Below are 7789 nucleotides of genomic sequence, written 5' to 3' on the forward strand. Positions count from 1 at the left end.
TTATTCTCAATAGAAAAAGGGGTTTGTTTTTATGTATACAGTGACAAATCGCATCAAAGTTAAAAAAGGATTTGCGAAAAAAATGGCTCCACGATTTACACAACCTGGCCCATTATTGACATTCAAAGGTTTCAAGAAAGTGGAAGTATTGGTGAGCACCCAATTTGAAGATTATGATGAAATGAGTGTAGTCATGTATTGGGATACACTGGAAGACTTCCAGGCATGGAGAGAGAGCGATTCATTCAAAGAAGCGCATAAACGTCCTGCAGGCGGAAGCGAAGAGAGTCCTACAATCGACAATATTGTGGTGATTGCGGAAGTCGCTTCCACATTGGAAAACAATTAATATAATAATAACCAAATAAAAGAGCCATCTTCAGGAAGTGGATGGCTCTTTTGATTTATTCCGATATTCATTAAAAATTTTGTAGGCTTCATCAATGGCACGTTTTATCATTTTATCAAAGGAATTTGTGGAATTTAACTCTTTTACAGCCGCTTTCACGAATTTTGATTGATCCTCCAAAAAGGCTTGGAGATCTTCCTCCGACCCTAAATGCGCATCAAAGTAGATCCGTCGTTTATTCCGTTCAATCATATGGGTTAAATCGTATTTTGTCATCACTTGCAAAATCCATTTATTTAAACCTGTAGCCAGTAAAAGAGAAATGATATAATATAATAATTCGGGGCGATTTTTTCGAGCTTTTAATTGATTAAAATGAACATTTTCTTGAAGTGCATTTAGTATGACGAAATTCGAGGAGTAGTATAGGGTTTTTTCGGCTGAGTGAATGATGTTATATTTATCGGGAAGTAATAAAAGCCAAATATTAAAGGCGATAATCCATGCATCTATGATATTAAGTGCTCCCTCTTTTACAAGATGATTGCATTGATTATACTTTTTTGCCAGGTTATTAAAATTGTCGATATGATATTGCTCGATATATAATAAGCTGCGATCTACTGTAATTTCCCTATACAACATTGACACCCCTTTACTATGAAAATCGGTAAAATTTTCCCCGAAAGTGGTTGAAGGATAATTGATAAAATACTTCTAATCTTAGTTTACCAAATTAATTTTCAAATAATAGACAAATTTTTTAAAAATAATAAAAAAGATACATTTTATCGACATTTTTTGAAATATTATCATTGATTTCTAGTAAAACTTAAAAAGGGTTATCAACAAAATTAATGCAAAAATAATATGTTTTCATAAAATAAAGAAAATATAGTTGTATAGTAGGATATAAGTCGGGAGGAAATAAAATGCAATCAGTATTTACTTTTAAACATATCGAACCTAAAGTGGAAAGTAAACAAAGTCCAGCGATCTTTTTGTTCCATGGATTGGGCAGTGATGAGGAGGATTTGCTGCAAATTATCGGGGGCATTCAGGAGGTTTGCCATGTTTTCAGTTTAAGAGGTCCGATCACCCATGATCCCGGTTACGCCTTTTATACGTTTGAGGAAGAAGGAAAGCCGGTACAGGAAATTTTCGATAAAGTGGTGGCCGTCACCAAAGATTTTATTTTGCAAGCGATCGACGAATATCAATTGGATCCGGAGAAAATTTTTGTGGCAGGTTTTAATCAAGGTGCTGTGATCGCACAAACTTTATGTGTGGCAATGGGGAACCGGATTAAAGCATGTGCTGCATTGTCCGGATATTTGCCGGACTTTGTCAAAGATCAATATTATAAACAGAATATGACGGAGACGAAAATTTTCATTTCCCACGGGGAATATGATTATGACTACCCAATCGTTTGGAGTGAAAAAAGCAAAGCGTTTTTTGAGGAATATGGGGCAAAGGTGGTCTATAAAACATATCCTGTGGGCCATGGGGTTTCACCCGAAAACATGAATGATTTTATTCATTTTATTCTTGAACAAATATAATTAAAAAAGCTGACGAATGTCAGCTTTTTTTGATGGGTGCACAGCATTGGCTCCATTCACATTTTTTCGCCCAAATAAATATCATAAAAGTAATGTAAAATATCTTCTCCTTTTTCATCCACCAATGTATCTTCTTTTAATTTCATTGTCACCGTTGTTTCGCCGGGAACCAGCTGATCCTCTTCAAATGTTAATGTAATCAAAATTTTTCCCGTAGTTGCAAGTTCTTCTTTTACTTCATCCGATAATTGCAAATAGTCGAAAAGAGGCTCTTTCCAAGTGCCCTTGATCAGCAATTGATGCTGATTTTGATTTTTTTCATATTCCCATTGGACATCACGTAGAATAGTTTTAAACAATTCTTCTACAGTAAAGGTTTCATCATTATATTCAATTTCAAATTCGCGCAATGAGTAAGCATCAACCGTTAAACCGCTTTTCGCTTTTTCCGCCTGAGTATGTATGCCGGAAACCGCCTCTTTAATATCGCTGCATCCAGCTAGTAGAAAAATAAAAAATATGAGTGCAAAAAAACAATGCATTCTCCGCATTACCAACCCCCCAGTGATGGAACTACCGTTCATTATCATAATAGCGAAAAAATTCATCGTTGGATTAGAGGAATATGAAATTTCCGTTAAAATTCAATGAAATCAACTCTAATAGAAGGGAAGTTTTCATGAAAATCAATGATGAGTTGCTGGAAAAACTGGGAATTTATTTTGTCTATCATGATATTTATAACCGCTATGGGATTACTTTTGAATCGTTTGTGGACCGTTGGGTGAGGGGGATTTTGGATATATAAAAAAACGCTAGGCTGGTCCGGCAAGATGGACAAGTCTAGCGATGCCATCAAAAATGGCGCTGAATCCATTGGTTCGCTTCTTTCCAATTTTGCACCCTTATGACATTGGAAGGAACGGCTTTGCGATTATAAGGGGTGTCAAATAACAGCACGGGAATTTTCAGTTCTTCCGCAAGTTCCACCGCATTATCGTGCTTATCTTCAAAAAATACTTCAATGCGGTATTTTTTTGCAGCCTCCAATTTATTGTGGCTGCCGATCAATTCAATGTGATCATAAGGCACCTGATGCTCTTCAAACCAACGTTTTGTTACGTCATACAAGTGCTGGTCCCGCGCGGAAATATAATATAACTCATATTGTTTATGCCAATGGTTTAAAATTCGTTGGGCATCGTTGGCAATTTTGCTTACAGAGTAGAGATACGGTTCATTTTCTTTGAACCATCGCGCAAACTCGTTCCGGTCAACGGGGTGGGGGAAAGCGCTTAAAAAGTCGTACTCAACCACATCGTCAAGCACGATATTTGTTTTGTATTGTTTATTGATATGCGGAATCAGCGTATCAGGAGTAGTCACTGTCCCATCGATATCAATACCGAAACGGGGCTTTTCCTGCTTCATGATAGACCCCCCTTAAATTCAGATTTGCTGCTGTTCCCGTTCAGCCAATTTTTCTGCCGCTAATTTGTCGATCTCTTTTTTCAATTCTTCCACCATCGTTTCCTCAGGGACTTTCCGTACGGTTTTGCCTTTCATAAAGAGCAGGCCTTCACCGCGGGCCCCGGCGATTCCGATGTCCGCTTCTCTCGCTTCTCCAGGTCCGTTTACCGCGCAGCCAAGCACAGCCACTTTCAACGGTACATTTAATTTGGAAATGTATTCTTCGATTTCATTGGCGATGGAAATGAGATCGATTTCGATTCGTCCGCAAGTAGGGCAGGAAACCAATGTTGCCATGTTGGATGCAAGACCAAAGGATTTCAATAATTCCCTTGCCACTTTCACTTCTTCCACCGGGTCAGCGGAGAGGGAAATACGGATTGTATTTCCGATGCCTCTTGAAAGAAGGGCACCTAAACCGGCAGCGGATTTGATTGTGCCGGAAAAGAGTGTTCCGGATTCCGTAATGCCAAGATGCAATGGATAATCAAAGGTGCGCGCCGCTTTTTCATAGGCTTCGATGGCAAGATTCACATCGGAAGCTTTCATGGATACGATGATGTCATGGAAATCCAAATCTTCAAGTATTTTTATATGATGCAAAGCAGATTCGACCATTCCATCCGCTGTAGGATAACCATATTTTTCAAGGATATGTCTTTCAAGGGAGCCTGCGTTGACGCCAATCCGGATTGGAACGCCCCGTTCTTTCGCCGCTTTGACAACGGCTTCCACTTTTTCACGGCGCCCGATATTTCCAGGATTGATGCGCACTTTATCAATGCCGTTTTCGATCGCCATTAATGCAAGTTTATAGTTGAAATGAATATCCGCCACTAACGGGATATGGATTCGTTTTTTTATTTCAGGAATGGCTGCTGCCGCCCGTTCATCAGGAACAGCAACCCGCACGATTTGACAACCTGCTTCTTCCAATCTCAATATTTCAGCGACAGTCGCTTCCACATCGTGGGTTTTTGTTGTACACATACTTTGAACAATGACTTCATTGTTCCCGCCGATTGTTAAATTACCAACTCGTACAGGACGTGTTTTTGTACGATGAATAATTTCACTCATCAAAACTCTCTCCTTTTTGAGGTACTTTTCCCGTACCTTCACTTCCATTATTTTAGCAGTGTAAAATAGTGTCGACAAGGAAGAAACATTTTATTTTTCGCAATTTTGATTGCTAGAATAGATTGGTATTTTGATCAATTCGCCAGGCACAATGACCTGTTTTTTTAAATGGGGATTCAATTTATAGAAATCCGCCATACGTTCCGGCAAGGAAATTCTCTCGTCGGCAGGATATTGGGCAAGCAAGCTTTGCACCGTATCCCCTTCTTCCGTAATGACCGGCACATATTTCACAGCCAGTTGTTCATTGCATGGGGCCGATTTGGAATAGGCGGTTACAGGAACCGTTCCTTCCGTCAAATCTATTTTGATGACCGTTATCAAAATGATTGCAATGGCGATTGATAGAAAGAGCCTCATAAAAAATCCCTCCTTGCTCCACTATATGAAGCAAGGAAGGATTCAGAACTTCGATTTTGCCAATTTTGGATAGTTTAATGAAGCAAAAATTAATAGAACAATGGTAAGGATCGAAGAAACCACTGTTGCAACCCAGCTAGAAATGGATAGGAAAGAAAATAGAATGGAAAGAAGGGTTGACCAAGTAATGGCGAAAGCGGTTGTTCTCCACATATGACGATATTCTCCCCGCCGTTTCAACAATTTCAGTAATAATGCCCCGATTGCCGAGTAAATCGAAATTCTGACAAACAGCAGGACGGTAGAGGTGAAAAATAATAAAAAAAGTGCGAATGGATAAAGAAGCCATTGAATATCTTTGACGTATTGCCGCAATCCTTTGAATTGGATCGCCGTTTCCGATACGCCCGTCAAAAATTGAATAAATGCAAATATCGTTACGATTGCAATCAAAATAAATACGTATTGAATCACTTTGCCGATTGGCAGCACACGATAAGCCGCCAGTTTTTTCGGTTGAAATAGGCTGTCTATGAACAATTGTATATGTGTGACCATCTTCTTCTCCTCCATTGAAAGTTTATCATGAAATAAGAAAAAATGGACAAATTTGTTGAAATGAAACTTTTTCAAAATCTTTACGTAAATACAGTTAAGATATGGAGGGAAAAGGATGGAAATACTGGCCTGGTTGTTGATTATCATTTGTTTTATCATTGCCTTTGCAGGGTTATTATATCCTGTCATACCATCAGTGCTGTTTTTATTGTTCGGGTTCATCTTGTATGGGCTGTTTTTCTCCTTTGCTGAACTTTCCTGGTGGTTCTGGCTGATTGAAATATTGTTCGTGGTTTTATTGTTTATGACGGATGCTTTAGCGAATCTTGTCAGTGTAAAAAAGTTTGGGGGCACGAAAGCCGGCCTCTGGGGCAGCACGATCGGGTTGTTGATTGGACCTTTCATCATACCGTATTTGGGCATAATTATCGGCCCTTTCATTGGAGCGGTGCTCGGGGAATTTATCGTTGCAAGATCTGATTTCCCACAAGCTGTCCGGGCAGGGATCGGTTCGCTTGTCGGCTTTTTGACATCCGTGATCACCAAAAGCATTCTTCAATTGGTGATGATTCTCATCTTTATCATTGCGATTGTTTTTTAATGAAGCATTTCATTGTATAAAAAACCCTTCATAAGGTTATAGTGAAGTTGGCTGAATTTTTGGGGTTGATCAAATTTCGGTCAAAAGTCTGAAAATCATTGAGCAGGTGAGCGTAATAATTGAACGGCTATCTTTATTCTGATAATCTTATAGAAGAGGTAAGAAATTACTGATTTATATAAAAGGAGGAAATTTTCATGGCTTTTGAATTACCAAAATTACCTTATGCATATGACGCTTTAGAACCTTATATTGATGCACAAACAATGGAAATTCACCATACGAAACACCACAATACGTATGTGACAAACTTAAATGCTGCTGTTGAAGGCACAGAATTTGCTGATAAAGATTTGATTGAATTAATCTCAAATCTTGATGCAGTGCCTGCAGATAAACAAACTGCGGTACGCAACAACGGTGGTGGACATGCTAACCACTCATTATTCTGGGAAATCTTGACTCCTGGCGGTGCAAAAGCTCCTGCAGGTGATTTAGCAGCTGCAATCGATGCAAAATTCGGCAGCTTCGATGCGTTCAAAGATGAATTCTCCAAAGCTGCAGCTGGCCGCTTCGGTTCAGGTTGGGCTTGGCTTGTTGTGGACAAAAACGGCGAACTAAAAGTTACTTCCACTCCAAACCAAGATTCTCCATACATGGAAGGTGAAACACCAATCCTAGGTTTGGACGTTTGGGAACATGCTTATTACTTGAAATATCAAAACCGCCGTCCTGAATACATCTCCGCATTCTGGAATGTAGTAAACTGGGACGTTGTAGCTGAAAAATACGCAGCTGCGAAAAAATAATATGATTCAATCATAAGAAGAAGGCGAATCCTGTTGGGGTTCGCCTTTTTTTACGTTCATCGGTCATTCAAAGTATAAATCGGCCATGATGAGGCAAATTAAGTCCGATGGAGGTGACCGATATGGCAAAGAAGAAAGAAAAACCATTGGACCGGGAAGAATACGGTTACGGATATGATTTAAGCCCGGATGATTTAGATGTAATCGGCCAAAACGAGAAAGCAAAAAAAGAAAACCAGAATGAAAATAAGGGAAATCCGTCCAGCAAGCAAAATCCGTCCATCTTAAATGAATAAAAGACGTTTAAGGAAAATCGCAGGCCTTACAAGAAAAAAGTACGATGAGCTTGCGATTTTTTTCATACTTGTTTTCGATTTTTCTCGATAAAAAGTTCTAAAATCCCTTATCTTTTCTTAAAGTATAACAATGAAAGATAAGGGAGAGGGTACATGGAAATTGATGGTGTATTTTCAGGCGGTGGAATAAAAGCGTTTGCCTTTGTCGGTGCCTATCAAGTGTTGACGGAAAAGGGATTCACCTTTAAAAGGGTAGCCGGAACAAGCGCCGGCTCAATTGTCGCAGCTTTTATCGCAGCGGGTTACACAGTAAAAGAAATCGAAAAGGCACTGGAAGAATTGGACACGAAATCGTTATTGGATCCGCCGAAATATTCTAAAACTCTTCCCTTTTTGAAATGGCTCAATCTTTATGTCCGATTAGGATTGTACAAAGGAAAAGCTCTTGAAAAATGGTTGTGTAAAAAACTGGCGGAGAAAGATGTATATACATTTGGAGACTTGCCCCACGATACTATCTTCCCGTAACTTTCTCTTTCCCCAACTTCAAAAGTTGGTTCCTGCTGATACTAAGTTGGTACCCGAAGTAGAGGTAAGAGGTTAGATAGGAAGCAAAATAAGGATCATACTCGAGCCATTTT

Annotated in this window: 12 protein-coding genes and 1 pseudogene; 7 read left to right on the forward strand and 6 right to left on the reverse strand. The window is 39.2% G+C overall.

Translation table 11 applies throughout. The annotated features are described in order from the left end of the window. The first annotated feature begins 31 nt into the window (after positions 1-31). Positions 32-349, forward strand: coding sequence for a heme oxygenase (locus tag ACFPOH_RS03250; RefSeq protein ID WP_342469598.1), 318 nt, complete (start codon positions 32-34; stop codon positions 347-349). A gap of 30 nt (positions 350-379) precedes the next feature. Here the strand turns inward: ACFPOH_RS03250 and ACFPOH_RS03255 are convergent, their stop codons facing one another. Beyond that, positions 380-994, reverse strand: coding sequence for a hypothetical protein (locus ACFPOH_RS03255; protein WP_342469597.1), 615 nt, complete (start codon positions 992-994; stop codon positions 380-382). A 287-nt stretch (positions 995-1281) separates the two neighbouring features. On the opposite strand from ACFPOH_RS03255, the gene ACFPOH_RS03260 reads away from it, so the two are divergent. After that, positions 1282-1914, forward strand: a complete 633-nt coding sequence (locus tag ACFPOH_RS03260; RefSeq protein WP_342469596.1) for an alpha/beta hydrolase — start codon at positions 1282-1284, stop codon at positions 1912-1914. Positions 1915-1970: 56 nt separating this feature from the next. Here the strand turns inward: ACFPOH_RS03260 and ACFPOH_RS03265 are convergent, their stop codons facing one another. Beyond that, positions 1971-2465, reverse strand: a complete 495-nt coding sequence (locus ACFPOH_RS03265; RefSeq protein ID WP_342469595.1) for a 23S rRNA methyltransferase — start codon at positions 2463-2465, stop codon at positions 1971-1973. 128 nt (positions 2466-2593) lie between these two features. On the opposite strand from ACFPOH_RS03265, the gene ACFPOH_RS03270 reads away from it, so the two are divergent. Continuing rightward, complete coding sequence (locus tag ACFPOH_RS03270) at positions 2594-2722, forward strand: hypothetical protein (protein ID WP_342469594.1); 129 nt, start codon at positions 2594-2596, stop codon at positions 2720-2722. Positions 2723-2769: 47 nt separating this feature from the next. Here the strand turns inward: ACFPOH_RS03270 and ACFPOH_RS03275 are convergent, their stop codons facing one another. The 4 genes from ACFPOH_RS03275 to ACFPOH_RS03290 form a co-directional block, all read right to left on the reverse strand. Beyond that, positions 2770-3345 carry a 5' nucleotidase, NT5C type gene (locus tag ACFPOH_RS03275; protein WP_342581306.1) on the reverse strand — a complete coding sequence of 192 codons (576 nt, stop codon included), beginning with the start codon at positions 3343-3345 and terminating at the stop codon, positions 2770-2772. Between the two features lie 18 nt (positions 3346-3363). After that, the gene (ispG, locus tag ACFPOH_RS03280; protein ID WP_342469592.1) at positions 3364-4464 is read right to left on the reverse strand and encodes a flavodoxin-dependent (E)-4-hydroxy-3-methylbut-2-enyl-diphosphate synthase; all 1101 of its coding nucleotides are present in this window, start codon (positions 4462-4464) and stop codon (positions 3364-3366) included. Between the two features lie 90 nt (positions 4465-4554). Beyond that, entirely contained in the window at positions 4555-4884 is a 330-nt protein-coding gene (locus ACFPOH_RS03285; protein ID WP_342469591.1) for a hypothetical protein, read from the reverse strand. Positions 4885-4926: 42 nt separating this feature from the next. After that, entirely contained in the window at positions 4927-5442 is a 516-nt protein-coding gene (locus ACFPOH_RS03290) for a DUF1189 family protein (protein WP_390308840.1), read from the reverse strand. Between the two features lie 115 nt (positions 5443-5557). Between ACFPOH_RS03290 and ACFPOH_RS03295 the strand changes: the two genes are divergently transcribed. The 4 genes and pseudogenes from ACFPOH_RS03295 to ACFPOH_RS03310 form a co-directional block, all read left to right on the forward strand. Continuing rightward, on the forward strand, positions 5558-6043 hold the full coding sequence (locus ACFPOH_RS03295) for a DUF456 domain-containing protein (RefSeq protein ID WP_390308841.1): 486 nt from the start codon (positions 5558-5560) through the stop codon (positions 6041-6043). Between the two features lie 197 nt (positions 6044-6240). After that, a complete protein-coding gene (locus ACFPOH_RS03300; protein WP_342581308.1) occupies positions 6241-6852 on the forward strand; it encodes a superoxide dismutase in 612 nt (203 codons plus the stop codon). A 122-nt stretch (positions 6853-6974) separates the two neighbouring features. Beyond that, on the forward strand, positions 6975-7148 hold the full coding sequence (locus ACFPOH_RS03305; protein ID WP_390308842.1) for a hypothetical protein: 174 nt from the start codon (positions 6975-6977) through the stop codon (positions 7146-7148). 153 nt (positions 7149-7301) lie between these two features. Further along, positions 7302-7667 (forward strand): annotated as a pseudogene (locus ACFPOH_RS03310) (patatin-like phospholipase family protein); the annotation flags it as partial. Between the last annotated feature and the right edge of the window lie 122 nt (positions 7668-7789).

The sequence above is a fragment of the Ureibacillus suwonensis genome (genome assembly GCF_042655065.1).
Classification (GTDB): domain Bacteria; phylum Bacillota; class Bacilli; order Bacillales_A; family Planococcaceae; genus Ureibacillus; species Ureibacillus suwonensis.

Excerpts from the sequence above, each read along its gene's own strand:
- ACFPOH_RS03290 (WP_390308840.1), bottom strand. The coding sequence starts at position 5,442 with ATGGTCACACATATACAATTGTTCATAGACAGCCTATTTCAACCGAAA.
- ACFPOH_RS03250 (WP_342469598.1), top strand. The coding sequence starts at position 32 with ATGTATACAGTGACAAATCGCATCAAAGTTAAAAAAGGATTTGCGAAA.
- ACFPOH_RS03270 (WP_342469594.1), top strand. The coding sequence starts at position 2,594 with ATGAAAATCAATGATGAGTTGCTGGAAAAACTGGGAATTTATTTTGTC.
- ACFPOH_RS03285 (WP_342469591.1), bottom strand. The coding sequence starts at position 4,884 with ATGAGGCTCTTTCTATCAATCGCCATTGCAATCATTTTGATAACGGTC.
- ACFPOH_RS03300 (WP_342581308.1), top strand. The coding sequence starts at position 6,241 with ATGGCTTTTGAATTACCAAAATTACCTTATGCATATGACGCTTTAGAA.
- ACFPOH_RS03275 (WP_342581306.1), bottom strand. The coding sequence starts at position 3,345 with ATGAAGCAGGAAAAGCCCCGTTTCGGTATTGATATCGATGGGACAGTG.
- ACFPOH_RS03265 (WP_342469595.1), bottom strand. The coding sequence starts at position 2,465 with ATGCGGAGAATGCATTGTTTTTTTGCACTCATATTTTTTATTTTTCTA.
- ACFPOH_RS03255 (WP_342469597.1), bottom strand. The coding sequence starts at position 994 with ATGTTGTATAGGGAAATTACAGTAGATCGCAGCTTATTATATATCGAG.
- ACFPOH_RS03295 (WP_390308841.1), top strand. The coding sequence starts at position 5,558 with ATGGAAATACTGGCCTGGTTGTTGATTATCATTTGTTTTATCATTGCC.
- ACFPOH_RS03260 (WP_342469596.1), top strand. The coding sequence starts at position 1,282 with ATGCAATCAGTATTTACTTTTAAACATATCGAACCTAAAGTGGAAAGT.
- ispG (WP_342469592.1), bottom strand. The coding sequence starts at position 4,464 with ATGAGTGAAATTATTCATCGTACAAAAACACGTCCTGTACGAGTTGGT.
- ACFPOH_RS03305 (WP_390308842.1), top strand. The coding sequence starts at position 6,975 with ATGGCAAAGAAGAAAGAAAAACCATTGGACCGGGAAGAATACGGTTAC.